This window comes from Streptomyces montanus, from assembly GCF_005786655.1.
GTDB classification, from domain to species: Bacteria; Actinomycetota; Actinomycetes; order Streptomycetales; family Streptomycetaceae; genus Streptomyces; species Streptomyces sporangiiformans.
On record NZ_VBZC01000056.1, the window covers coordinates 1 to 22,501 of the forward strand.

Annotated in this window: 22 protein-coding genes; 14 read left to right on the plus strand and 8 right to left on the minus strand. The window is 70.9% G+C overall.

Annotated elements, in window-relative coordinates; translation table 11 throughout:
* Window positions 1-1,303: hypothetical protein (locus FE633_RS36155; RefSeq protein WP_246113987.1), on the plus strand; the 1,303-nt coding region annotated here is incomplete at its 5' end.
* A 32-nt stretch (window positions 1,304-1,335) separates the two neighbouring features.
* On the opposite strand, the gene FE633_RS36160 is transcribed toward FE633_RS36155, so the two are convergent.
* On the minus strand, window positions 1,336-1,743 hold the full coding sequence (locus tag FE633_RS36160; protein WP_138049405.1) for a VOC family protein: 408 nt from the start codon (window positions 1,741-1,743) through the stop codon (window positions 1,336-1,338).
* Between the two features lie 278 nt (window positions 1,744-2,021).
* On the opposite strand from FE633_RS36160, the gene FE633_RS36165 reads away from it, so the two are divergent.
* The 3 genes from FE633_RS36165 (at window position 2,022) to FE633_RS36175 (ending at window position 5,147) form a co-directional block, all read left to right on the plus strand.
* Window positions 2,022-3,620 (plus strand): ABC-F family ATP-binding cassette domain-containing protein, encoded by a 1,599-nt coding sequence (locus FE633_RS36165; protein ID WP_138049406.1) that lies wholly within the window; start codon window positions 2,022-2,024, stop codon window positions 3,618-3,620.
* 374 nt (window positions 3,621-3,994) lie between these two features.
* A complete protein-coding gene (locus FE633_RS36170) occupies window positions 3,995-4,216 on the plus strand; it encodes a helix-turn-helix domain-containing protein (protein ID WP_006123601.1) in 222 nt (73 codons plus the stop codon).
* Between the two features lie 139 nt (window positions 4,217-4,355).
* Window positions 4,356-5,147: an enoyl-CoA hydratase/isomerase family protein gene (locus FE633_RS36175; protein WP_138049407.1), complete on the plus strand. Its 792-nt coding sequence runs from the start codon at window positions 4,356-4,358 to the stop codon at window positions 5,145-5,147.
* A gap of 228 nt (window positions 5,148-5,375) precedes the next feature.
* Here FE633_RS36175 and FE633_RS36180 read toward each other — a convergent pair whose 3' ends face one another.
* Entirely contained in the window at window positions 5,376-6,176 is an 801-nt protein-coding gene (locus FE633_RS36180) for a nucleopolyhedrovirus P10 family protein (protein ID WP_138049408.1), read from the minus strand.
* Between the two features lie 89 nt (window positions 6,177-6,265).
* Here FE633_RS36180 and FE633_RS36185 point away from each other — a divergent pair, with 89 nt between their 5' ends.
* The 5 genes from FE633_RS36185 to amaP are packed head-to-tail and all read left to right on the plus strand — an operon-like array spanning window position 6,266 to window position 8,668.
* Complete coding sequence (locus tag FE633_RS36185) at window positions 6,266-6,760, plus strand: Asp23/Gls24 family envelope stress response protein (RefSeq protein ID WP_138049409.1); 495 nt, start codon at window positions 6,266-6,268, stop codon at window positions 6,758-6,760.
* Window positions 6,761-6,794: 34 nt separating this feature from the next.
* Window positions 6,795-6,998 carry a hypothetical protein gene (locus FE633_RS36190; protein WP_138049410.1) on the plus strand — a complete coding sequence of 68 codons (204 nt, stop codon included), beginning with the start codon at window positions 6,795-6,797 and terminating at the stop codon, window positions 6,996-6,998.
* A 4-nt stretch (window positions 6,999-7,002) separates the two neighbouring features.
* Window positions 7,003-7,413 carry an Asp23/Gls24 family envelope stress response protein gene (locus FE633_RS36195; protein ID WP_425473273.1) on the plus strand — a complete coding sequence of 137 codons (411 nt, stop codon included), beginning with the start codon at window positions 7,003-7,005 and terminating at the stop codon, window positions 7,411-7,413.
* Window positions 7,410-8,084, plus strand: coding sequence for a DUF6286 domain-containing protein (locus tag FE633_RS36200; RefSeq protein WP_138049411.1), 675 nt, complete (start codon window positions 7,410-7,412; stop codon window positions 8,082-8,084). Before FE633_RS36195 ends, FE633_RS36200 begins: the two co-directional genes overlap by 4 nt.
* A 5-nt stretch (window positions 8,085-8,089) precedes the next feature.
* Window positions 8,090-8,668 (plus strand): alkaline shock response membrane anchor protein AmaP, encoded by a 579-nt coding sequence (gene amaP, locus FE633_RS36205; protein WP_138049412.1) that lies wholly within the window; start codon window positions 8,090-8,092, stop codon window positions 8,666-8,668.
* Window positions 8,669-8,700: 32 nt separating this feature from the next.
* Here amaP and FE633_RS36210 read toward each other — a convergent pair whose 3' ends face one another.
* The 4 genes from FE633_RS36210 to FE633_RS36225 form a co-directional block, all read right to left on the minus strand.
* The gene (locus FE633_RS36210; protein ID WP_138049413.1) at window positions 8,701-9,456 is read right to left on the minus strand and encodes an SDR family oxidoreductase; all 756 of its coding nucleotides are present in this window, start codon (window positions 9,454-9,456) and stop codon (window positions 8,701-8,703) included.
* Window positions 9,457-9,483: 27 nt separating this feature from the next.
* Window positions 9,484-10,302: an SURF1 family cytochrome oxidase biogenesis protein gene (locus FE633_RS36215; RefSeq protein ID WP_138049460.1), complete on the minus strand. Its 819-nt coding sequence runs from the start codon at window positions 10,300-10,302 to the stop codon at window positions 9,484-9,486.
* A gap of 96 nt (window positions 10,303-10,398) precedes the next feature.
* Window positions 10,399-10,632 (minus strand): hypothetical protein, encoded by a 234-nt coding sequence (locus FE633_RS36220; protein ID WP_138049414.1) that lies wholly within the window; start codon window positions 10,630-10,632, stop codon window positions 10,399-10,401.
* A gap of 79 nt (window positions 10,633-10,711) precedes the next feature.
* Entirely contained in the window at window positions 10,712-11,707 is a 996-nt protein-coding gene (locus FE633_RS36225; protein WP_138049415.1) for a DEDDh family exonuclease, read from the minus strand.
* A 329-nt stretch (window positions 11,708-12,036) separates the two neighbouring features.
* Between FE633_RS36225 and FE633_RS36230 the strand changes: the two genes are divergently transcribed.
* The 5 genes from FE633_RS36230 (at window position 12,037) to FE633_RS36250 (ending at window position 19,864) form a co-directional block, all read left to right on the plus strand.
* The gene (locus FE633_RS36230) at window positions 12,037-17,175 is read left to right on the plus strand and encodes an HD domain-containing protein (protein ID WP_138049416.1); all 5,139 of its coding nucleotides are present in this window, start codon (window positions 12,037-12,039) and stop codon (window positions 17,173-17,175) included.
* Between the two features lie 11 nt (window positions 17,176-17,186).
* Window positions 17,187-17,528: a hypothetical protein gene (locus FE633_RS36235; protein WP_138049417.1), complete on the plus strand. Its 342-nt coding sequence runs from the start codon at window positions 17,187-17,189 to the stop codon at window positions 17,526-17,528.
* The gene (locus FE633_RS36240) at window positions 17,525-18,181 is read left to right on the plus strand and encodes a hypothetical protein (RefSeq protein WP_138049418.1); all 657 of its coding nucleotides are present in this window, start codon (window positions 17,525-17,527) and stop codon (window positions 18,179-18,181) included. The genes FE633_RS36235 and FE633_RS36240 overlap by 4 nt, the downstream gene beginning before the upstream one ends.
* Before the next feature lie 106 nt (window positions 18,182-18,287).
* A complete protein-coding gene (locus FE633_RS36245; protein WP_138049419.1) occupies window positions 18,288-19,169 on the plus strand; it encodes a sterol desaturase family protein in 882 nt (293 codons plus the stop codon).
* The gene (locus FE633_RS36250; protein WP_138049420.1) at window positions 19,166-19,864 is read left to right on the plus strand and encodes a lysoplasmalogenase; all 699 of its coding nucleotides are present in this window, start codon (window positions 19,166-19,168) and stop codon (window positions 19,862-19,864) included. The genes FE633_RS36245 and FE633_RS36250 overlap by 4 nt, the downstream gene beginning before the upstream one ends.
* A gap of 6 nt (window positions 19,865-19,870) precedes the next feature.
* On the opposite strand, the gene FE633_RS36255 is transcribed toward FE633_RS36250, so the two are convergent.
* Together FE633_RS36255 and FE633_RS36260 are read right to left on the minus strand one after the other, a co-directional pair.
* Window positions 19,871-20,869 carry a CopD family protein gene (locus FE633_RS36255; RefSeq protein WP_138049461.1) on the minus strand — a complete coding sequence of 333 codons (999 nt, stop codon included), beginning with the start codon at window positions 20,867-20,869 and terminating at the stop codon, window positions 19,871-19,873.
* A gap of 169 nt (window positions 20,870-21,038) precedes the next feature.
* Entirely contained in the window at window positions 21,039-22,493 is a 1,455-nt protein-coding gene (locus FE633_RS36260) for a CoA transferase (protein ID WP_138049421.1), read from the minus strand.
* Window positions 22,494-22,501: the final 8 nt, after the last annotated feature.

The following is a 22,501-nucleotide window of genomic DNA, read 5'->3' on the forward strand; positions in this document are numbered from 1 at the left end:
CGCACCCCGCCCGCCCGAGGGCACCCCGGCGCCCGCGGAGCTGGCTCGCATGGCGCGCGCCGAACTCGCCGGCGCGGCTCGCGTCGCCCGCTGGGCCGACGCCGCCCTGAGCCCCGGCAGGGACCGCGACGGCGCGGCATCCGACGGCAAGGGCACCCTCTCCGACGCGACCGCCGAACGGGCCGCCACAGAGCTGGCCCTGACTCCGGTTCAGGTCCGCGAGGACTGGGACACCGCGCGTCTCGCGGGCCTCATCGAGGTGCACGGCGACAGCGCGCGCCCGGGCTGGCGGCTGCGTGCCTGGGACCGCGACGACAGCGCCGTACTACGCGGCTGGGTCGCCCTGTTCGACGCCTGGTCGATCGCGCACTCCGGTCCCGACGGCCGCGAGCCCGCCGCCGTCGGCGAGGTCGTCTCGGCCATGCCCCAGGTCCTCTCCTTCCTCCAGCTCTCCGCTGGCCCCGTCCCCGTCGCACAACTCCTCGACCTGCTCGAACAGCGCGTCACGGAGCTGCGCACCGAGCGCTGCGAGATCCCCTACGGACCGCATCCCGAACCCGTCGAGGACCAGGCCGAGGACACCCCGCTGGCCCCCCTGCTCGACTGGGCCCTGCACGCCCTCGCCGACGTGGGCGCCCTCACCTGCGCCGACGGCCAGGCCACGCTCACCCCGCTGGGGAGCTGGGCCGTCTGGGTCAAGCTGGAGCAGATCTGCGTCGCCGCACAGAGCCCTGCCGGGAACATCGAGCAGGCCGCCGAGGACATGCTCCGCGGCTGCGCCCAGCTCCGCCCCAACGCGGCCCGCGCCGAGTACCGGGCCTGGCTCGCCGCCCGTCCCGTCGGCAGCGCCGTCACCGAGCTCCTCGACGCGGCGCGCGGTGAGGACGCCCTCCTGCGCGGACTCGCCTTCGAAGCGCTGCGTGTCGTCGGCGCGCCCGCCGAGCCGGACGTGCGCGCTGTCGTGGACGAGACCCACCTGCGCCCGTACGCCCTGCTGTGGCTCGCCGAGCACGACGGTCACGACCCCGAGGACGCCCACGAGGTGCTCACGCGCGACGAGGCCACCTGGCTGTGGGTCGACACCGCCGCGGCGGTCGCCGACCATGGCGAAGCCCCGCTCCTCGTACGGCACTTGGAGTCCGCGGTGCAGCCCACCGTGCCCGCCCTGCTCGACGAGGTGCGCGCGATCGGGCACCCCCGCACCGTGCAGGTCCTGGTCGCCCTCGCCGCCGCACACCCCGACCCGGCCCTGGCCAAGGCCGTACGCCGCGCCGCCTTCCAGGTGCACACGGGAGGCAGCTAGGGCCTGTCCGGCGGATCAGGGTCGGATAGGCCCTAGGGGGCGCTTAGCTCCGGGGCGTATGTGCCGAAGCTCCAGATGTTGCCCTCGATGTCCCGGGCCATGTAGTCCCGCGAGCCGTACTCCTGGTCCGTCGGCGGCATGAGGATCTCCGCCCCGTGGTCCACGGCCTGTTGGTGGTGCGCGTCCACGTCGTCCACGACGATGTACACCCCGGCCGGACCCGCGCCCTTCATCGCCTCGTCGAAGCGGCCGCCGCGGCCCCGGGAGCCGAGCATCACCGCGCCATTGCCCTGCACCAGCTCCGCGTGCAGCACCAAGCCGTCCTCGCCCTCGTACACCGACGCCTCACTGAACCCGAAGGCCTCCGTGAGTTGCCTGATCGCGGCTTTCGCGTCCGCGTACAGCAGCGTGGGGTAGATGCTCGGGCGTCCGCCGTCCATGCCTGTCACACCAACCACTTCCCGTCGTTTCGTCGGAAGAATGTGACCTGCCCCACAGTCTTGCACCCGGCACCGACAGCGCCTCCCGAGCCGACCACCACATGCTCGCCCGGGCTACGAACTCCTGCGTCGTGAAGGTGACGTAGAACATCCGTACGCAGAAAAAGTGCTTGCACGGCGCCGTTAGACTTGGCCCATGGCCATTCTCCTCGCGCATTAGACGGCGTGAACGACCTCAGCCGCCCACCCCGTCATCGACCCTGCCCTGGAGTCTGTCCGTGATCTCCGCCTCCGGTATCGAGCTGCGCGCCGGCGCCCGTGTCCTCATCGAGTCCGCCACCTTCCGTATCGCCAAGGGCGACCGCATCGGCCTGGTAGGCCGCAACGGCGCCGGCAAGACGACCCTCACAAAGGTCCTCGCCGGCGAGGGCATCCCCGCCGCGGGCAGCGTCACGCGCTCCGGCGAAGTCGGATACCTCCCGCAGGATCCGCGAACCGGCGACCTCGACATGCTCGCCCGTGACCGCATCCTGTCCGCGCGCGGCCTGGACACCCTGATCCGCAAGATGCGCGAGAACGAGCAGCGCATCGCAAACGGCCAGGGTGCCACCCGTGACAAGGCGCTCAAGCAGTACGAGCGGCAGGAGACCGAGTTCCTGACCAAGGGCGGGTACTCCGCCGAGGCCGAGGCCGCCACCATCGCCGCCGCGCTCAATCTGCCCGACCGGGTGCTCGGGCAACCCCTGCACACCCTCTCCGGCGGTCAGCGCCGTCGCATCGAACTGGCCCGCATCCTCTTCTCGGACGCGGACACGCTGCTCCTCGACGAGCCGACGAACCACCTCGACGCCGACTCGATCGTCTGGCTGCGCGACTACCTGAAGACCTATCGCGGCGGCTTCATCGTGATCTCCCACGACGTCGACCTCGTCGACACGGTCGTCAACAAGGTGTTCTACCTGGACGCCAACCGCTCCCAGATCGATGTCTACAACATGGGCTGGAAGCTCTACCAGCAGCAGCGCGAGGCCGACGAGAAGCGCCGCAAGCGTGAGCGGCAGAACGCCGAGAAGAAGGCCTCGGCGCTCCACTCGCAGGCCGACAAGATGCGTGCCAAGGCCACCAAGACCGTCGCCGCGCAGAACATGGCCCGCCGCGCGGACAAGCTGCTGGCCGGCCTGGAGGCCGAGCGCAAGTCCGACAAGGTGGCCAAGCTCCGCTTCCCCGAGCCCGCGCCCTGCGGCAAGACACCGCTCACCGCCGAGGGCCTGTCGAAGTCGTACGGCTCCCTGGAGATCTTCACCGACGTCGACCTGGCCATCGACAAGGGTTCGCGCGTCGTCATCCTGGGCCTCAACGGCGCAGGGAAGACGACCCTGTTGAGGCTCCTGGGTGGCGTGGAGAAGCCCGACACCGGCCAGGTCATGGAGGGCCACGGACTCAAGCTCGGCTACTACGCGCAGGAGCACGAGACCCTCGATCCCGATCGTACGGTCCTGGAGAACATGCGCTCGGCCGCGCCCGACATGGACCTCGTCGCGGTCCGCAAGGTGCTCGGCTCGTTCCTCTTCTCCGGCGACGACGTCGACAAGCCGGCCCGGGTCCTGTCCGGCGGTGAGAAGACCCGGCTCGCGCTCGCCACCCTCGTGGTGTCGTCCGCGAACGTCCTCCTCCTCGACGAGCCGACGAACAACCTCGACCCGGCCAGCCGCGAGGAGATCCTGGGCGCGCTGCGCACCTACAAGGGCGCCGTCGTGCTCGTCACCCACGACGAAGGCGCGGTCGACGCACTCCAGCCGGAGCGGATCATCCTGCTGCCCGACGGCGTCGAGGACCTGTGGGGCGCGGACTACGCCGACCTGGTGGCGCTCGCCTGAGGCCGTCGCCCCGGCCCGGAGCGGGGGCGGCGGTGCTTGATCGAAGAATGATCAACTCCATATGGATCATTCGGCTCATCCGTGATCCATCATCTGTGTGAGATCTCCTCGTACTGAGGTGTGTCCTACATCGATTTCGCGGCCGAGTTCTCACTTTCCGACGGCTCGGCCATATCGCGCCGCTGACCTGGACCTTCGTCGATAAACCCGTTCGGCGGAACGAACGCGGACACCCGGAATTCGAGATTCCGCTCATGGCCGCGGGCTGCTGCGGCACAAACCTTGTTTCACGGACCTTGCCGAATGGGTGGCCAGGAAGCTCTTGAGGGGTGATCATGAGAAGTCCAGAGCGCACTTCCCATGAGGAGGCACGGGTGGCCGAGACTCTGAAGAAGGGCAGCCGGGTGACCGGCGCCGCGCGCGACAAGCTCGCGGCAGACCTGAAGAAGAAGTACGACTCCGGTGCGAGTATCCGGGCGCTGGCCGAGGAGACCGGCCGCTCGTATGGATTCGTCCACCGGATGCTCAGCGAGTCGGGTGTCACGCTTCGAGGGCGTGGCGGAGCGACGCGGGGCAAGAAGGCCGCGTCGGCCTGACACCAGGGCGGCTCATCGTTCCTCGATGGTGACCACCCGGTCGGTCGGGCGATCGGTCGGGTGGTTACTGTGCAGTCACTTATGGGTGCCGGTGTTCTCACACCGCACCCACTCTGACCGCACCCATCGGAGGCGCCCCATGGCTTCGCTCGACCCGGTACTCGACAAGGACGGCGTACGGCTCACCGTCGACGAGACGATCGCCACGGTGACGCTGACCAACCCGGCCAAGCGCAACGCGCAGAGCCCCGCTCTGTGGCGTGCGTTGACCGAGGCCGGACAGCTGCTGCCGGGCACCGTTCGTGTCGTCGTGCTGCGCGCCGAGGGCAAGTCCTTCTCCGCGGGGCTCGACCGGCGGGCGTTCACGCCCGAGGGCTTCGACGGCGAGCCGTCGTTCATCGATCTGGCGCGCGGTTCGGACACCGAGCTCGACGCGACGATCGCCGAATACCAGGAAGGATTCACCTGGTGGCGGCGGAGCGACATCGTGTCCATCGCCGCCGTCCAGGGACATGCGATCGGGGCCGGCTTCCAGCTTGCCCTCGCCTGCGATCTGCGCGTTGTCGCGGACGACGTGCAGTTCGCCATGCGCGAGACGAGCCTGGGCCTGGTTCCCGACCTCACGGGTACGCATCCGCTGGTGGGGCTGGTCGGCTATGCCCGCGCGCTCGAAATCTGCGCGACGGGACGCTTCGTCCAGGCCGAGGAGGCCGTGAGCACCGGCCTCGCGAACCTCGCCGTGCCCGCCGACCAGCTCGATGACGCCGTACGCGACCTGGCCTCTGTGCTGCTGGCCGCGCCGCGGGATGCCCTGATCGAGACGAAGACGTTGTTGCGCGGGGCGCAGGAGCGGACGTACGAGGAGCAGCGGGTCGCCGAGCGTGCCGCTCAGGCGCGGCGGCTGCGGGATCTGGCGGGCGTGGGCGACTAGGGCCTGTCCGGCGGATCATGCCGGGGCCGCGGGGTCTGGCACGCACATCTGCGGCGTTGTCGTCAGTCGCCGACGCTCCGCGTCGACTCCCTCCTCTGCCTTGCAGCTGCACGCACCAGACCCCGCTCACCCATGGTCATTAGGCACCGTCAGCCGGAGTCGCCATGATCCGCCGGACAGGCCCTAGCCGCGAGCCGTTCCGCGAACGGCTCCGGGGGCTGAGGAGGACTACGGCTGCGGGTTGGTTGTGGCTGGTCGCGCGGTTCCCCGCGCCCCTGAAGGGGCGCTTACCTCTGTGACCAGTACTGCCACCGTCGGGTGGTCCGGTAGGGCATCGCTCGCTGCCGCGCGGACCTCGCGGGCCACGTCCACTGTTCGCCGGTCCGAGTGCACCGCGATCTCCACGCGGACGTGGCGACGCGGCAGCGCGGCGTCGGCCGCGCGCTCCGTGATGTGCACCGGGCGCGCCAGGCCGCCGAGTGCGCCGGTCAGCCGGGCCACGCCCGGGACGGCCAGGGCGGCGGCCGCCACGCGGGACTCGTCGTCGCCCGGCTCCGGCTCCGTGCCCGGCTCCGGTTTCGGCTCCTCGGGGTGCTGTGGCCCATTGGGGCGTACGTCGGTCTCGTCTTCCTCCAGCAACCCCGTCACCCGCAGATCCACCTCGGTGACCGTCAGCCCGAGCCGCTCCGTCGCCGCAGCGGCGAGGGCCGCGCGCAGGACGGCCGCGAGCGACGGGAGGGGGTCGCCGTTGGCGAGGGTGGCCTCGAACTCGCCGCTGATCCGCAGCGGCCCCGGCGGCAGCGCGCTCGGCGGAGGCGGTACGGCGGCCACCTGGGTCTGCTCCGGGTCGGCGAGCGCGAGCCGTAGCGTGCCCAGGCGCACGCCCGGCACGTCGCGCGCCGCGCGGCGCAGGAACGAGTCCGCCGCCGATTCCGTCAGCCAGGCACCGTCCTGTGGCCCGCCCAGGGGCAGGAGTCTGCCGAGGCCGAGCTGATGTCGTACTGCCCGGGTCCACTGATCCGCCGTCATTCCTCCAGCCTGCCGCATCACAGGCTGCGAGGCCGTGCAACCACACTTAATGTGAAGGAAGGAGTACAAGCCGGAAGGGACGCATGGCGATGACCGAAGCGACGCAGCGGAACCGGACGGAGAACCCCGAGCGCGAGAAAGAGGCGCCGGATGTACAGCCCCGTAGGCCCAGTGTGACCAAGCGCGGTGGAGGCGACCCGGCATCCCGGGGACGTACGACCATCGCGGACGGGGTGGTGGAGAAGATCGCCGGGCTCGCGGCCCGCGATGTGCTCGGGGTGCACGCGATGGGCAGCGGGCTCTCGCGCACCTTCGGAGCGGTGAGGGACCGAGTCCCGGGCGGTACGAAGTCCGTGACCCGGGGTGTGAAGGCCGAGGTCGGCGAGGTGCAGACAGCGCTCGACCTGGAGATCGTCGTCGACTACGGCGTTTCGATCACCGAGGTCGCCGGTGCCGTGCGCGAGAACGTCATCTCGGCCGTCGAACGCATGACGGGCCTCGAGGTCGTCGAGGTCAACATCGCGGTCAGCGATGTCAAACTGCCGGAAGAAGAGGAAGAGGAAGAGGAGACCCGGCTCCAATAGCATCAGCCCCCTTTGACGCGCAGAGGAGCGCAGCATGAGCATGGCCGCGATCGGCATGATCGCCGGAATGGCGCTGGGCTTCGCCGGATACTTCGGCGGGTTCGGTGCCTTCGTCCTGGTGGCGGCTCTCGGCGCCATCGGCTTCGTGGTCGGCCGGTTCCTGGAGGGCGACTGGGAACTCGGGGACTTCTTCCGTTCCCGTGGCGACTTCCGTACCCGTCGCGACCGGCAGCGGTGACACCGTGCCCGATGAACGCGTCCCGGCCGCCGCGCCCCCTGGGCCCGGCGATCCCGTCGATCCCGCCGAGCCAGGCGGGAGGGTCGCAGCGGCCGAGCGCGGCGCGACCCGGATCGCCGACCGGGTCGTCGCGAAGATCGCCTCGCGCGCGGCGCGCGAGGCCCTTGTCGTGCTGCCTCCGGACGCCGGGCCTCCCCGCGCCACGGTCGTCGTGCGCCACGACAGTGCCCGCGTCCGGGTCAGCCTCGAACTCGACTACCCCTCCGACATCGGCGGTCAGTGCGCCGCCGTGCGTCGCCAGGTCGCCCGGCGGGTAAAGATGCTGGCGGGAATGAATGTGCCGGAGGTCACCGTCCAGGTGGAGCGGCTGCACTCGATGCAGACACGCGGTGCGGCACAGGGGAGGACGCAATGAGCGAGTCCCAGGGCCCCGAGGGCACGCAGCGGTTGCCTGTCATGGAGAAGGAGGCCGACAACGAACTCGGCCAGTCCGCGTCCTCGGCGGCGTACGAACCGCTGCCGACCGCCGACGCCGGGGAGCATGGCGACGGCCGCTTCTGGTCGGCGCGCCGCGTCCCCGCGGGCATCCTCGCGCTGCTGACCCTGGCCGGCCTGGGCCTCCTGCTGTACGACGTCGTCGCCGTGCGCGCGGACCGGAACGCCATGGCATGGCGCAAGACCCTGGCCCGGGAGCTCGCCGAGCGGCCCCTCGACGACACATGGGTGCTCGTCGGCGCCGGGGTCGCGGCGGCCCTGGGCGTCTGGCTGCTCGTGCTGGCCGTGACACCCGGACTGCGCGATGTGCTGCCGATGCGCCGCGCCCACCCCGACGTACGGGCCGGACTGCACCGCGGCGCGGCCGCCATGGTGCTGCGCGACCGGGCCATCGAGGTCTCCGGCGTGCGCTCGGTACGCGTCCGGGTGCGGCGCAGGAAGGTCACCGTGCGCGCGGTGTCGCACTTCCGTGAACTCGACGACGTACGCGCCGACATGGACGCCACGCTCGCCGACGGCATCAGGCAGCTCGGGCTGGCCCGGCGCCCCGCCCTGTCGGTGCGGGTCGCGCGGCCGGGACGGAAGGGGTGACGGCGGTGCTGAGAATCGTGAACCGTGTCCTGCTGGGTCTCGCCGGGCTGATCCTGCTCGTGCTCGGCGGCTCCGTGCTCGCTGTCGGCCTGGGCCTGGAGCCGCCCTCGTGGTGGATCCACGACGGGAAGCGGGACGTGCTGCTGAGCGACGCGGACCGGACAAAGTGGCGGGACGAGGGCTGGTGGTGGCCCACCGTCATCGCCGTACTCGCCGTCGTCGTACTGCTCGCCCTGTGGTGGCTGATCGCGGTGCTGCGCCGCCGCCGGCTCGCGGAAGTGCTCGTCGACACCGGCGACGGCGAGGGCGCGCTGCTGCGCGGGCGGGCACTGGAAGGTGTCCTTGCCGCCGAAGCGGGCGCGCTGGACGGCGTCGAGCGCGCGCAGGTGGCGCTGACCGGTCGACGCAGCACCCCCCAGGCGCGGGTTCAGTTGCGTCTGGAGCCGCATGTCGATCCCGGTGACGCGCTGTACCGTCTGACGACGGAGGCGCTCGATCATGCCCGGGACTCCGCCGGCCTGGCCACGCTCCCGGCGGAGGTGCGCCTGCGTGCGGTCAAGCACGGGGCCGAGCGGGTGAGTTGACCGGGGCCCATGGCGTGCTGCCTGCTTGCTGCCTAGAAGCCGTGCCGCGCCCCGCCGTCCACCGGCAGCATGATTCCCGTCAGATACGACGCCGCCGGTGACAGCAGGAAAGCGGCCGTGCGGCCGAACTCCTCCGGTGTGCCGTAGCGCCGCAGCGGGATGCGGGACTCCTGGGCCGCGCGCGTGGCCTCCGGGTCGGGGGAGGAGCCGTCGAGCTCGCGGACGCGGTCCGTGTCGATGCGGGAGGGGAGCAGGCCGACGACGCGGATGCCACGGGGGCCGAGCTCGTCCGAGAGCGACTTGGCGAAGCCCGCCAGGCCGGGGCGCAGTCCGTTGGAGATGGTCAGGCCCGGGATCGGCTCGTGCACCGAAGCGGAGAGCACGAAGCCGATGACACCGCCCTCGTCCAGCTCGGCGGCCGCCGAGCGGGCCAGCCGGACCGCGCCCAGGAAGACGGACTCGAACGCCGACTGCCACTGCTCGTCCGTGTTGTCGGCGGCGAAGCCGGGCGCCGGGCCGCCGACGCTGATCAGGATGCCGTCGAAGCCGCCGAAGCGCTCGCGCGCGGCCGCGATCAGGCCCGTCGCGGCCGTGGGGTCGGCATTGTCCACGGCGACGCCGTGCGCGTTCGGGCCCAGTCCCGCGGCGGCCTCGGCCACCGTCTTCTCGTCCCGCCCCGTTATGATCACCTTCGCGCCGTCGGCGAGGAGTTCACGCGCGGAGGCATTGCCCAGGCCGCGGGTGGCTCCGGTGACGACGTAGACACGGTCCCTCAGTCCAAGATCCATGGCCCCTATCCTGCCTCCTGGGGTCGGCTATACGGCAGCGGGTGTCGTGTCCGGTGTCTCCGGCGTTCCCTGTGTCTCAGAAGCGTCCGCCGTGTCCGCCGCCTCCGCCCGCTCCTGACGCTCGCGGCGGACCAGGATCACCCAGCCCACGGGCACGCCGGCGGCGAAGAGCCACCACTGGACCGCGTACGCCATGTGAGGGCCGATGCTGCTGTGGTCGGGGTCGGGGAGCAGCTCGGGGCTGCCGCCCTTCGGCCCGGGGGCCGTCATCTCGATGTAGCCGCCGAGGACCTGCTTGCCGAGGGACCTGGCCTGCTGCTTGCTGTTGATCAGCATGACCTGCCGCTCGGGGAGGCCGCGCAGGTCCTTGATGCCGCTGTCGGCGGTCGTCTCGTCGGCCATGAGCCGGCCGGTGACGGTGGTCTCGCCCTTCGGGGGCGCGGGAATCTTGGGGAACTCCGTCTGCGCGCCGTTCGCGGGGATCCAGCCCCGGTTGACCATGAGCACCCGGCCGTCGTCCAGGACGAACGGGGTCAGGACGTGGAAGCCGACCTCTTCGTCGGAGTTGGTACGGCGGCGGACCACGACCTCGTGTGCGGTGTCGAAGGTGCCCTGCGCGGTCACCCTGCGGTACAGGTCGTGGTGGGGGACGGTGCTGCCCGGCGCGGTGAGGGACTCGGCGGGGACCGGCTTCGCCGCCAGCGAGTCGGAGATCACCGTGTTCAGCGCGACCCGCTGCTCGTGGCGGTGCAGCTGCCAGAAGCCCAGCTCGATCATCGTGGGGATGAGCGCGAGCATGATGAGGGTGAGGATCACCCACTGCCGGGACAACAGGAAGCGGTACACCCCACGACCGTACAACTCGGTCATGGGGTGCCGACGGTCAGGGGGTGACTCGGAGCCGATGGGCCCATCGGCTCCGGCCCTCGGGGGCGCAGGGGGTCAGACCTTGTCGACGATTCCCACCTTCCCCTCCGCGCGGGCGCAGTGCGCCCCGCAGAACCAGCGGCCCTCGGCCTCGACCCCCTGGCCGATGATCTGGACGCGACAGTGCTCGCAGATGGGCGCCATGCGGTGGATGGCGCAGGCGAAACAGTCGAAGACGTGCACCGCGCCCTGCGCGTGCACTTCGAACGTCATGCCGTAGTCGTTCCCGCAGACCTCGCAACGTGTCATGCGCCACAGGGTGGGCCGCGGCGGTGGTGCGGGCGAGCGGTCGCCGGGCGAGTCGCCCGCCAATCACCCGTACGCCTCGTCATGCCTCCGAGGCCGGCTCCACGTCCTGGAGCAGCTGGCCGAACGCCGCCTCGTCGACCACCGGTGTCCCGAACTGGCGGGCCTTCACCGCCTTGGACGTACCGGAGTCCGGGTCGTTCGTGACGAGGAGGCTGGTGAGCCGGGACAGGCTCGTCGCGACATGCAGGCCCGCCTCGACGGCGCGGTCCTCCAAGAGATCGCGTTCGACCGACGTGTCCCCGGAGAACGCCACCCGCATGCCCTGCTTGAGCGGCCTGCCCGGTTCATATCGCCCGGGGTTGGGATAAGGGCACGCGGGCCGCTTGCGCGAGGGGCGCCAACTCCCGGGCCGGTAACCGCCATAGCCCCCGCCGCCCGCCTGCCGGCCGATCCCCGGCGCGGAACGGTCCGTCCACTCCGTCAGCGGCCGGCACTCCAGCAGCGGCAGTCGTACACCGTCGCGCGCCGCGGCGTGCAGGCTCGGCCGGAACGCCTCGGCGAGTACGCGCGCGTCGTCGAGTGCGTGGTGCGCGCGCCGCTGTACGACGCCGAAGTGCGCCGCGAGGGACTCCAGTTTGTGGTTGGCCAGCGGCAGGCCCAGTTCCTTGGAGAGAGCGATGGTGCACAGCCGCTGACGGACCGGCGCCTCACGCTCCGCGCGCGCGTACTCCCGCGCGATCATCGACCAGTCGAAGACGGCGTTGTGCGCGACGAGCACGCGGCCGTCGAGCCGGGACGCGAACTCCTCGGCGATGTCCGGGAAAAGAGGGGCACCTTCGAGCGCCTCGCTCGTCAGACCGTGGATCCACACCGGGCCGGGATCCCGCTCCGGGTTCACCGTGGTGTACCAGTGGTCCTCGACCTCGCCGTGCGCGTCCAGCCGGTAGACCGCGGCCGACACTATGCGGTCGTCGCGGGCCAGGCCGGTGGTCTCCACATCGACGACCGCGTATCCCTGCGGATACGCGGCCGGCCACGAGGCTGCGGACGCTGCGGTCGTAAGGTCTTCGAGCATGGTCACCGAGGATAAAGGGCCCGACTGACAGTCCTGCCGCCGGAGTCCGGGACTTGACCCTGCCGAGGTCACCTGTTCGAGACGGGGGCGAACCACGGCGCGCACGGTCGCCGTCCTCGCCGTCCTCGCCGTCCTCGCCGGCCGAACTCGGCCGACAGGACGACCAGTCGGCGGTGGAGGTGCGTCGTGGGCGCGCTCGCGCGAGGTGGGCCGCCGCTGGCTGACGGACCATGACTTTCCCGTGCGGACCTGCGAACACTGGGAACCGTACGCCCCCCTTGTGACATCCTGACCTGCATTGCGGGACACCACAGGGGGAGGCGGCCGCCATGGGGGAGAACAGACGGGCACTGATCATCGGGGTTCCGCAGTATGAACTGGCCGACCGCTTCCCGGACCTGACCGCAGTCGTACGCAAGGACGCCGCGTTACTCGGCGATGCCCTCGACTCCTCCGGATACAACGTCGAGTTCATCGGTCTCACCCCCGACAAGGTCGCCAGCCAGTCGCGCATACGCAGTGCGATCAGCCGCGTGTGCTGCACCCCGCCGGAGGACGGTACGGTCCTCATCCATTTCACCGGGCACGGTCAGTCCGTCGACGGCGCCGATCTCCTCGTCCCCGCGGACGCACAGCTGAGCTGGGCCACCGACCCGCCGGAGGTCGCCCTCGCTGACCTGATCGGCCTGGACCTGGCCGAACTGCTGAAGGGCTGCAAGGCGGACACCGTCCTGCTCACCGTCGACGCGTGCCGTGATTCCGCCGGCCCGGACGGTGCGGCGAACGGAGGGCCTACGACCAGCTTCCCCTCCTCACCCGGCCGGGTGGCCGTGTTGTTCGGCTGTGGCCCCGGCCAAACCTGTGGCTCGGACGAGGAACACGGCAGCCACTTCACGCGGGCGCTCGCCGACGCCCTGCACGCCGACACCTCCCCGCGCACCGTGGGCGATGTCATCACCCACACCATCCGCAGGACCGCGGAGTTGGCCCGGGCCGCAGGGGAGGAGCAGACGCCCAACCCGCACTGGTCGACCAGCGGTTCCCATGTCATTTCCAAGGTCGAGCTCTGCTCGGGGCGGACCCTTCAGGAGGATTGGACCGTCGCGGTCCGCGATCCACAGCTGTGGGAGGGCGTGCGGTGCGGTGAGGACCGGCGCGAGCGGCTTCAGGAGGCCCTGGTGCGGCTCACGGGGGAATGTGCCCAGTGGCACAGCTCCGTGCAGGCGGAACTCCCGGACCCCTGGGCGGACGACGACTACCCCGTGCGTGTCCTGAGCAAGGGGCTCAAGCCTCTGCTCGCGCCCCAGCAGACCGAGGGCGGGCCCCTGCTCGACCCAGGAGAGTTCGCGATCCTCGCCGCGGCTCCCTTCGTGCGGGAAGCCGTGTACGCGATGGGAGCCAAGGACGTCAGCCGGGTCGACCCCCTCCGGCTCGACCCGGCCACCGGCGCCGCCGGATGCGTACCGGAGCGGGTCGACCTTGAGCACACTTTCGCAGCGCACTCCCTGATCTGGCGCAAGGGCCGCGAACTGGCCGACCGCCAACGGGGAGTGGAGGACCGCGAACGGGGGGAGGATGCCCGGGCCGTCGCCGCCTGGCTGCTGCACCGCCATATCAGCGGCAAGGAGGAACTGTGGGACACATACGCCCCGCAACTGCTCCTCCCGCTCGCCAAGGCGATGATCGGCGACGACGCTCCGTCCGCGCGGATCGGTGAGCTCACCGACGAACTGGTGCGCATCTGCCGCCAGACCGGTGTCATTCCCAGTCAGGCGTACGAGAGTGACAGGGAGATACCCGACGCGCGCTGGCGCCTGGACGAACTCGTGCACTCCTCGGACACGGTGACGGAGCGCTGGCGCCCCGGCGAACTCTCCTGCCTGATCTCCGTGGCCGGGCTCCTCGGCTGTGATCTCAGGGAACTGCCCGGCGTCCTGGTGGACAACGTCGGCGTCACGAACGGCCTCAAACCCGCTGAGGCCGTGGAGAGCTTGCAGGCCCTGCGCTGGAGGAGGGACCGGTTCACCCGGACCCTCGACCTCGACTTCCAGTGCCCGCACCCGGCCGTTCACGCGGCACTGGAGGTGCTGGTCGACTGGACGGACGACGCCGTGCAGCGCATCGGGCGGTACGCCGGCGCCGCCGAACTGCTGGCTCATCTTCCCGAGCGGATCACCTGCCGCAAACTGGGGCCGCAGTACGACCCGGTGACCAAGGGCGACGCCTACGGTGTGCCCCTGATGCGCTTCGGCCTCGCCGAGGACGAGATGCGCGAACTCCTCATGGGCACACAGCTGTACGGCGACAAGACACTGGCCCTGCGCGAGCTCTACCAGAACGCCCTGGACGCCTGCCGCTATCGGCAGGCCCGCCTGCGCTACGGCAGCACCGGCCGGAACATTCCGTACAGCTGGGAGGGCGAGATCGTCTTCCGGCAGGACGTGGACGAGGAGGGACGCCGTTACGTGGAGTGCGAGGACAACGGCGTCGGTATGGGGCGCGAGGCACTTCGCAGCACCTTCTCCCGCGCGGGACGCCGTTTCGAGCAGTCCCGCGAGTACCGCAGGGAACAGGCTCGATGGCGGCGCGCCGATCCGGACCTGCGCATCTATCCCAACAGCCGTTTCGGAGTGGGCGTCTTCAGCTACTTCATGCTGGCCGACGAGATCAGCATCTGGACCCGGCCCACCGACGAGTACGGGCACGCCGAGTCGGGGCAGGGGCTGCGGGTGGACATCGCCTCGAGCGGGAGTCTGTTCCGCGTGCGGCCGGGGGAGGAGTCACAGCCGAACGGTGGGACCCGGGTGCGGCTCTACCTTCAGGGAGACGACGTCGATGTCGCGGACGAACTCGGCAAACAGATCTGGCGGTCGGACTTCGCCATGCGTGTCGAGGACGGCCGAAGCGTTCGACGCACCTGGAAGAGCGACGTCCTCTACTACGGGGGTGATGCTGACGCCCCGGTGCGGGCGGGCCGGGACCTGTGGTGGGTGCCAGGGCACGGAGGCCTGCTGGCGGACGGTGTGGCCGTTGGGGACAGCGTCAGGACCGACACGAGGAAAAGGTCCGCGTACGACTGGATTCAGCATCATGGGCGAGAGGGTTTCGGCACGGTGGTGGACCTTCGGGAGACCCACAAGCCGGAGATCAGCACCAGCAGAACCGAGATCATCTCGTACGACCGGGCGTGGGTCGAGCAGCAGATCCTCGACGCGTGCACCCGCTTCCCCCTGCCCGAGTGGTTCAAGCTGGAGTGGCTGTGGGCCTTCTCCCAGTCGAGTCCCGAAGCCGCTGTGCGCATCTCGGAGCAGTTGCTGGCCGCTGGAGCTCGTGTCGCCAGCAGGCTCAGCTGGGACCGGATCGTCGAAGTCGCCATTCGACAGGTGGGCTGTTTCCCCTCCGATACGGTCATGGCGGCGCTGAGGGACGAAGACGGCGGTCTCATCTCCATGGGCCGTGGCCACATGGACACGGGTCTGTTCGCCTGGCGGGCCGCCGTGCTGCGAGCCGCACGGATCGAACTGTCGGCGAACTGGTCGTCTCTGCCGATACCCGAGTCGACGGCGGGCTATCCGGGGCCCCAGGCGTGGGAGTCCCGCGTGGACTGGCAGGGACCGAATTTCGCCTCTGTCCGGAGGGCGGCCGTGTCGCGGTCCCAGGACGCCGCGCAGACGCTCGGCGGCGTGCTGCGGCGGCTGCGACGCTATGCCATCGCGGGGATGGCGGTGCCGGCTGTGCCTGATCTGGAAGCGGTGCATCGCGTGCTGCTCGACCCCGTGGACAGGGCGATCCTTGCTGAGCGCGATGACCAGTCCCTGTTCTCCCTGTGGGGTCCTCAGGGCCAGACCAGTGACCTCTCCTCCGTACTCGAACGGTTCAGCGAGCGGCCGGAACTTCCGCTGGCCGAAGCACTCGGCCGGGCACGGCGTTTCGCGGCGGTCGGATTCAACCTGGAGATCCCTGAGGCTGTTTCCGAGGCCCCTCGGGGCGTGGTGGCCACAAAGCGGGATGTCGGGGTTCTCCGCTGGCACCCGCAGGTCGTGGGAGGGGATGGAGCCCCGGGGTTCCAACCGTTTCCTTCCGAGGAGGAGTACGCGGAGGTCACGCGCCGGTATGGCTGGCTGGGGCTGACATCCCAACCGGCCGTGCGGGATCCCTCGATGCCAGTGGGAGGGTGGCTTCCCGACGGCTGGACGAGGGAACAGGGGAAAGAGTTCGAACGGTGTTTCGGTGTCCCCGTCAATTCCAGGAATGACCGGCTCACGCTCCGTCAACTGGCCCGTGCCTCGGGCATGTTGTCGATCAGTGTCTCCGAAGTCCTGGACCGCTACGCCAAGATATTCGAAGCCATGGAGCTACCGGTTCCGGATCCGGGCGATTGCGCCGCACGCACTTTCAGCAGGCTGGACAGCGACCTGTTGGGCGCGGCCGTGCCCTCCCAGCGTCCCTACGAGGGGGGCCGGGCCGACCCCTCGGTGACCCCTGTTCCGCTTCTCGACACCGCGATCGCGGTGTGCGGAGTGCAGGCGGACGCGGAGGAGATGGTGGACAGCCTCACGGCACTCGCCGCCGCGGGCCTCGTGCAGGAACGGGCCGCGAGTCTCGTTGAGGACTGGCTTGCCCTCTCGGAGAGGGACTGGGACTTGCTGCCGGAGCACTCGGGCGAGGCTGAGGTCGTGGACGGCGTCGGCGGAGCCTACGGATTCGCCGTTGCGGGATACGCGGAGATGTCGCTCGGTGCCGCGTTCACGCGGCTGGTCGCGCTGGGCCCTCTGGTCGATCTGGACATGTCCGAGCTTGCCGGCCCGTTCCCGGAGGATCTCGCGGACATGTATCCCACCGAGGCGGACGTCGAGGCGTGCTGCGGCGACGACGCCCCTGCGGGCTGGAACATCCCTGCCCCGGACCTGCTCGTGGCCCATGCCCGAGCCCGTGGCTGGACTCTCGGCGAGAGCGTCGCGGCCCTGAGCCGCTACGCCCCTCTCGGCGCCCTCTGGCGCGAGACCGAAGACGCCGACGCTCTTTGGCGCGCCCACCGCCCCACACCACACGACGTCGAGCTGTTCGAACGGGACCTGGTCGGTGACCGCCCGGTGGGCCCCCTCGACCTCCTCCGCGTGGCGGCGCGCTTCGGCTGGCCGATGGACCGTGCCTGGGACCGCCTTGCGCTCTACCTGCCCTTCGGGCTCGAACTCCAAGTGTCACGACCGGAGTTGGACATCATTCCGGGCTGGGAGGACCTCATCCTGCTGACAGAGCAGTACACGGGCCGAGCCCCGGCGCTCTCCGGGGAGGTGACGGCCGAGCGGATCGCCGTCGCGGCCCGGGAGCTGGAGCGGCCGACCCACTGGGTGCGAGACCGACTGGCCCTGTATGCGCAACTGTTCGGGCTCGCCCTGCCGCAGGTCTGTCCCGCCGAACCGGCGCCGACCCCCACCGCTGAGCCCTACCGGGCCGACACCGACTGAGAGGCACCGGGGTGTCCGACCACGAGCACACCGACTTCCGCGAAGTGGAAGTCCAGCCCACTGCCCCCTTCACCGTCGAGCTGTCGGACGACGGCCGCTGGTACACGGTGACGGGGCCCTGCCCGGTCTGCCGGGTCACCACGGTCTTCCGTGTCTCGTCCGGCGTACTCGGTCCGGCCAAGGGCCTGTTCGGCCGGAGGCGACGTAGGCCCGAGCCCCTCACCGGCACGATCCTCGTCTACTGCATGTGCGGTTACCCCCACGCGGAGAAGCCCCCGGAGTCGCCCGACGCGGGCTGCGGCGCCTTCTGGGACGTACCCGTGCCTCCACCCACCCAGGGACCGACTCCGTGACCGACCTGACCAAGAAGCGGTTCGCGCAGCTCGGGCAGCAGCTGCAACTCGATCAGCTCACCGCCGTGCGCCGTCAGGCCGAGGGGTGGCGGAACGGGCTGACCGGGCTCACCGGCCTGGTGGGTGTGGTCTTCGTGCTCAAGGGCCGGGAGAGTGTGGCCGGGATGTCGGCCGTCTGGCGCTGGACCACGGCGGGGCTGCTCGTCTCCGCCTTCTTCCTGTTGCTGGCGGGTGCTCTCGGCGCGGTGCGCGCCGCGCACGGACAGGTGGGGCAGCAGACCTGGCTGACCGGGGACCAGCTCTTCGCCGCCGTGCTGGACGAGGTCGAGCGGACCCAAGACGCTCTGACCACCGCACGCCGATGCTCCGTCGCGGGTCTGTGCGCGATCGTCGCGGCCATCGGGGTGTCCTGGGTGGTGCCCGTGGAGGACGGCAAGGAGTCCGGCAAGGAGTCCGGAACCGCGGTGCCGCAGGTGCTGGTCATGACGGTCCAGGGCCCCCGCTGCGGAGAGCTCCTGGTGAGCGACACCCGGGCGTTGACCCTCAGGATCGACGGAAAGAGTGGCTCGGGGCGGAAGAAGGGGTCGGCAGGCGTGAGACGGAGCATTCCCGCCGACCAGGTCCTCTCCATCACTCCCGTTCGCGCGTGCTGACCACCGGCTCTTGGTGGAGATGGCCAAGAAGCAAGCGCGTACCCCCGGTAATACTTGTGGGTAACAACGTCTAGCCGCAGTTCACCAGGGGTCCTACGGTGCATCCATGCCGAACCTCCCCGATGTCGTGCTGTGGTCGATACCCGCCTTCGTGCTGCTCACCGTCATCGAGGTGGTGAGCGTCCGGATCCATCCGGACGAGGAGGCCGCGGGGTACGAGACGAAGGACTCCCTGACGAGTGTGGGCATGGGGCTCGGCAGTCTGGCCTTCGACTTCCTGTGGAAGATCCCGATCGTCGCCCTCTACACGGCGATCTACGCGCTGACACCGCTGCGCGTGCCCGTCCTGTGGTGGACCGTGCCGCTGATGCTGCTCGCGCAGGACTTCTTCTACTACTGGTCGCACCGCGGGCATCACGTGATCCGGATCCTCTGGGCCTGTCACGTGGTGCACCACTCCAGCCGACGGTTCAACCTCACCACGGCACTGCGGCAGCCGTGGACCAGCTGGACCGTCTGGCCGTTCTACGTTCCTCTCGTCGCCGTAGGTGTCCATCCGGCGGCGCTCGCGTTCTGTTCGTCCGCGAATCTCGTGTATCAGTTCTGGATCCACACCGAGCGCATCGGGAAGCTGCCCCGCGCCGTCGAGTTCGTCTTCAACACGCCCTCGCACCACCGGGTCCACCACGCCTCCCAAGGGGGCTATCTGGACCGGAACTTCGGCGGCATCCTCATCGTCTGGGACCGGCTCTTCGGCTCGTTCGTCCCGGAGACCGAGCGGCCGGTGTACGGCCTGACCAAGAACATCGACACATACAACCCGCTGAGGGTCGCCACGCACGAGTACGCCGCCATCGCCAGGGACCTGAGAGCGGCGAGCAGTTGGCGTGAGCGGGCGGGGCGGGTGTTCGGGGGGCCCGGCTGGCATCCGACGCCGGACGGCATCGACAAGACGCGCGCCGAGCCCGCCACGGAGACGGCCGCGTGAGACAGAGCCGCGATCCGGCGGCCCGCGAGCGGCGCGCCCGCGTGCCGCTCGTCGCCTTCGGTCTGGTCGCCCTCGCCGATCTCGTCTGTCTGGCGGCCGGTTCCGGCATCGGCCACGCCGTCGCCAAGCCCCTCCTCATGCCGCTGCTCGCCGCCCACGCGGGCCTGTGCGGTGGCCCTGGGCTCCTCGTCGCCGCGCTCCTGTTCGGGTGGGGCGGTGACACGCTCCTGCTCTCCCACCACGACGCGGCGTTCCTGGCGGGGATGAGCTCCTTCGCCTGCGGGCACCTCTGCTACCTGCTTCTCTTCAGGCGATACGGGACGCCCCCCGAGCGGCACGCGGGAAAGGGGACGCCACCCGGAGCCCGGCTCGCGGGCTGCTACGGCCTCGCCCTCGTCACCACTGTCACGCTGCTGTGGCCGGACCTGCCTCCGGAGCTGCGCGTCCCCGTCACCGCCTACAGCGTGCTGCTCACCACCATGGCGTACCGAGCCACCCGGCTCGGGCCCACCGCCGCCCTCGGCGGCGTCCTGTTCATGCTCTCGGACACCCTCATCGCGACCGGAGTCGCCGAGTGGCCGCAGCTCCCGCGACCCGACTTCTGGATCATGCTCACCTACATCGCCGCACAACTCCTGCTGGTGCGTGGCGTGATGGACCGGCGCACCGACCGCGAGGCCATGGTCACCACCTGATGCTCGTCACCAGCGGATCGGCACCGGCAGTGCCGTGAGCGCGGCCGACAGCGCGACGACCGCTCCCAGGACGACGACCTCCGCGCGGGCGGGGGAGTAGGCGGTGAGCGGGTCGGACGACCGCCGCAGCCGACGGCGTGCCCACAGGGCGAGGACGGCGACGGCGCCCACGAGGAGTACCTTGGCGAGCAGGGTGCGGCCGTAGGCCGTCGCGGTCAGCTGCTCCAGGACCGAGCCGGCGGGCATCCGGCGCAGAGTGCTGCACACGCCCGTCACGGTGATCGCGGCGAACAGAAGGGCCGCCACGCGCGCGTAGAGGCCCAATACGGCGATGCCCTCCCCGGGAGCGGTGGCCCGCCACCTCCGCAGTATGCGCAGGACGTGCAGCAGACCGCCGACCCACAGGGCGGCGCACGTCACATGAACGAGCGTCAGGCCCGAGCCGATCAGCGGGCTGTCCTCGGTGGTGGGGTGGACGCGCAGTGCCTCCGCGACGGCCACCGCGGCGAGCGGCCACACCTGGGTCGCCGGCCGGCGCGACAGGGCGCACAGGCCCGCCACGACGAACGCGTTGACCTCCAGGAGCGCGAGCGTGCCGTCCCGGGTCTGGTAGAGGCCGCCGATGTCCATGTCCGAGAGCCGGCGCGGCAGAAGGTTGCCCGTCGCCACGACCGAGGCGAGGCCGAGTGCGGCGACGAAGCCGGCGGCCGCCGCGACGGGGGCCCAGCTGCGAGGCGCGTCCTCCAGGGGAGCGCCGGGTACCCGGCGGGCCAGCCGGGCGGCGAAGAGTTCGCCCGCCGAGACGCACACCGCCGCGAACAGGACCGCTCGCAGCAGGGCGATCCCGCCGACGCCGGGCGCCGCGGCCTCACCCGTGCCACGCAGCGCCGTGGGCGGTCCGAGGAGCGGGATCAGCGCGGCGAGGGCCACCAGGGCGAGCACGACGGCGGCACGCCGGCCACCGGCCGCGGTCACTCGGATCGCGGTCACACGGGTCGCGGTCACCGGGTTTTCGGTCACCGGGGTGGCGCCCGCCTCACCACCGGCGTCGGCACTCGGTCTTATCGGACTCACCTCGAGATCTTCACCAGGCGCCACAGATCAGGGCAAGTGCTGGAAAACAACTGACGGAACGGCATTCCGCCCATGCATACGCATCCGGCCGCCAGGTGACTCAGCTCCACCGTGCGGCATCCTCGCCCCAAGGCCCGGGCGGACGCGACCAGTCCGCCGGACCACCCGCGAAGGAGACCGGCGGAAGGGCGTACCGCAGCCGCCCCAGCCCACTGCCCGCCTCGGTGAGCCAGGGCTCGGGACCGTCGTACGAGTCGGCCTGCGAGGCCCCGGGTGGCCGCCGCTCGCCCCCACCGACCCCGTTCACCAGCCACGCCGCCGTCTGCGCCAGCGCCAGACGCGCGAACCGCGTCCCGCCCTCGTCCAACTGCTCGGTGACCGCGCGCAGTACGGCGGCAGCGAGCAGATATCCCGTGCCGTGGTCGAGGGCCTGGGCGGGCAGCGCACCGGGCCGCTCCTCGGACCCCTCGAACGCCGCGATGCCGGTCGCCACCTGCACCAGGCTGTCGAACCCGCGCCGCCCGCCCCACGGCCCGTACGCACCCCACGCCGACAGCTGCGCCACCACGATCCCCGGCCTGCGCTCGGCCAGCGCCTGTGCGGTGAGCCCGAAGGGGTCCAGGGCGCCGGGACGGTAGCCGGTGACGACGACGTCCGCCGAGGCGAGCAGTTCCTCGAAGGCGCGCCGATCGGTGGTGAGATCGAGCGTGGCGGACCGCTTGCCGAAGCCGGTGTCCGCGTGCTGGTCGGCGAGTTCGGGCAGCCCGGGCGGGTCGACCCGCAGGACGTCCGCGCCGAGGAGCGCCAGTGTCCGGGTCGCGACGGGCCCGGCGATGACGCGGGTGAGATCGAGCACGCGCAGGCCGGCGGCGGGCAACAGCGGATCACCGGCGAGGGGCGCGAGGACGCGTACCGCCGAGGAGTCCAACCACCCCCGCTCGAGCAGCCCGCGCCGGGCCACCGCCGCGCCCTGCTCGTGCGCGGCCCACTCCTCGGGCGTACGCAGCGCCACGGCGAGCCCTCCGGCCGCGCCCACCGCGCTCTCCACGTCCACGGCCGACCGCTCCACGAGAGCGGCGCCCACGGCGTCCACCGAGGCCTCCGCCGACCCGTCCGCCGGCAATCCCAGAGCCCTCAGCAGCCGTGCCCGGTGATGCGGATAGTTCGCGTGCGTACGCACCCATCCGTCCGCCGTACGCCAGAACCGGGACAGCGGCGCGAACGTGACCGGCGCCCGTCCGTCCACCAGCAGATGCCGTTCGCTCACGAACGCGGTCGCGACGGCCCCGTCGTCGACCCGCACCCGGGGCACTTCCCGCCCGGCACGCCGCCCGCTCCGCCGCGCGGCGAGCTCCGCGCCCGCGAGCGCACAGGCTCCCACACAGGCCCGCGCCAACTCCCGTACCGGCAACCGTGAGTCCAGCGCCCCGTCCCGCGCCACGGCCGAAACACGCGACACCAGGTGAGGCGCTCCGCCCAGCGCGGCCCACGCGAACTCGGTACCCGTCACCCCTGAACCCGGTACCCCAGTACCCGTCACCCCTGAACTCGTCATATCCGGCA

Bases quoted from the DNA above. Each gene is read 5' to 3' on its own strand.
- FE633_RS36175 (WP_138049407.1), top strand. From the start codon at position 4,356: ATGGCTTCGCTCGACCCGGTACTCGACAAGGACGGCGTACGGCTCACC.
- FE633_RS36160 (WP_138049405.1), bottom strand. From the start codon at position 1,743: ATGGACGGCGGACGCCCGAGCATCTACCCCACGCTGCTGTACGCGGAC.
- FE633_RS36245 (WP_138049419.1), top strand. From the start codon at position 18,288: ATGCCGAACCTCCCCGATGTCGTGCTGTGGTCGATACCCGCCTTCGTG.
- FE633_RS36230 (WP_138049416.1), top strand. From the start codon at position 12,037: ATGGGGGAGAACAGACGGGCACTGATCATCGGGGTTCCGCAGTATGAA.
- FE633_RS36225 (WP_138049415.1), bottom strand. From the start codon at position 11,707: ATGCTCGAAGACCTTACGACCGCAGCGTCCGCAGCCTCGTGGCCGGCC.
- FE633_RS36180 (WP_138049408.1), bottom strand. From the start codon at position 6,176: ATGACGGCGGATCAGTGGACCCGGGCAGTACGACATCAGCTCGGCCTC.
- FE633_RS36260 (WP_138049421.1), bottom strand. From the start codon at position 22,493: ATGACGAGTTCAGGGGTGACGGGTACTGGGGTACCGGGTTCAGGGGTG.
- FE633_RS36220 (WP_138049414.1), bottom strand. From the start codon at position 10,632: ATGACACGTTGCGAGGTCTGCGGGAACGACTACGGCATGACGTTCGAA.
- FE633_RS36210 (WP_138049413.1), bottom strand. From the start codon at position 9,456: ATGGATCTTGGACTGAGGGACCGTGTCTACGTCGTCACCGGAGCCACC.
- FE633_RS36200 (WP_138049411.1), top strand. From the start codon at position 7,410: ATGAGCGAGTCCCAGGGCCCCGAGGGCACGCAGCGGTTGCCTGTCATG.
- FE633_RS36190 (WP_138049410.1), top strand. From the start codon at position 6,795: ATGAGCATGGCCGCGATCGGCATGATCGCCGGAATGGCGCTGGGCTTC.
- FE633_RS36185 (WP_138049409.1), top strand. From the start codon at position 6,266: ATGACCGAAGCGACGCAGCGGAACCGGACGGAGAACCCCGAGCGCGAG.